This window comes from Caballeronia sp. M23-90, from assembly GCF_053574605.1.
On sequence record NZ_JBSIPA010000841.1, the window covers coordinates 1 to 1016 of the forward strand.

3 protein-coding genes are annotated in these 1016 nt (G+C 60.6%); 2 read left to right on the plus strand and 1 reads right to left on the minus strand.

Annotation, left to right across the window (positions count from 1 at the left end):
- Positions 1-247 (plus strand): OpgC domain-containing protein (gene opgC / locus ACRXB1_RS36325; RefSeq protein ID WP_449494810.1); only part of this gene is annotated, 247 nt, incomplete at its 5' end.
- 177 nt (positions 248-424) lie between these two features.
- Positions 425-598 carry a DUF1328 family protein gene (locus tag ACRXB1_RS36330; protein ID WP_069638391.1) on the plus strand — a complete coding sequence of 58 codons (174 nt, stop codon included), beginning with the start codon at positions 425-427 and terminating at the stop codon, positions 596-598.
- Positions 599-679: 81 nt separating this feature from the next.
- Here the strand turns inward: ACRXB1_RS36330 and ACRXB1_RS36335 are convergent.
- A partial coding sequence (locus tag ACRXB1_RS36335; RefSeq protein ID WP_449494811.1) for an ethanolamine ammonia-lyase light chain EutC occupies positions 680-1016 on the minus strand: 337 nt, incomplete at its 5' end.

Genomic DNA, 1016 nt, shown 5'->3' on the forward strand with positions numbered 1-1016 from the left:
TCAGCTTGCGCCCTGGGTGGGCGCGGTAGGACGCGACGGCCTCGTGTGTTTCGTGGCGGGCGCGGTGATCTCGCTGATCGTGGATTCGGTGTTGTTCACGCTGACGGGCGGTTTGCTCGACGTGCCGTATGGTTTCGCCGCCGATGCCATCGCGATCGGCTTGCTGCTTGCGATCCCGCATCGGCAGCGTCTGTTCGATGCGTTGGGCTTTGGATCGATGACGTCTGCGGCGAAGGCGAAAGGGTAGCGCGGCGATTTTTCTGAGCTTCAGCCAGCTCATCTAAAACGCTACTAACGGTCTACATGTGCCCCATCCGCCTCCTGGTTCGAGTGTCGATCCGCTTTCAAGAAACGTCCGCCAAGAACAAGCCGGGCATAGGCTTTGCTAAACCGTTGCGACTTCAACCATAACAACGGATTAACCATGCTCAAGCTTGCCATTCTCTTCGCGGTGATATCGGTTATCGCTGGATTCTTCGGCTTTGGACGCGTATCGTCGGGCGCGGCGGGGATCGCCAAGATCTTCTTCTTCATTTTCCTCGTGCTGTTCGTGATCTTCCTGGTCGTGGCTATCTCGGCAGGTTCACTGGTGCTCTAACGGCTCACACACAGCACGCGTAGTAACGAATCGGGGCGCCTGCCAAGGCGCCCCGATTCGTTTTTAACGCCACTCAAATCATCAGGCCGGCGGCAGCGTGGTGCGGTCGGACGCCGACAACAGCGCATCGCTATCGTCCTTGAGCCTGACGCCGGTCAGCTTCAGACGGACCGCTTCGTTGAGCAGGTAAAGCAGCTTGAACGCGGCGGCATCGTAGGGAAGACCTTCGGGCCGGACGTTCGAGATGCAGTTGCGCTCGGCGTCGCTCCGGCCGGCTCGCGGCTCGTAAGTCAGGTACACGCCAAGGCTGTCGGGCGAACTCAAACCCGGCCGTTCGCCGATCAGCACGACTACGATCCGCGCCCGTAAAAGCTCACCGATACCGTCGCCCAGCGCCACCCGCGCCTGCCGCGCCACA

Excerpts from the sequence above, each read along its gene's own strand:
- ACRXB1_RS36330 (WP_069638391.1), top strand. The coding sequence starts at position 425 with ATGCTCAAGCTTGCCATTCTCTTCGCGGTGATATCGGTTATCGCTGGA.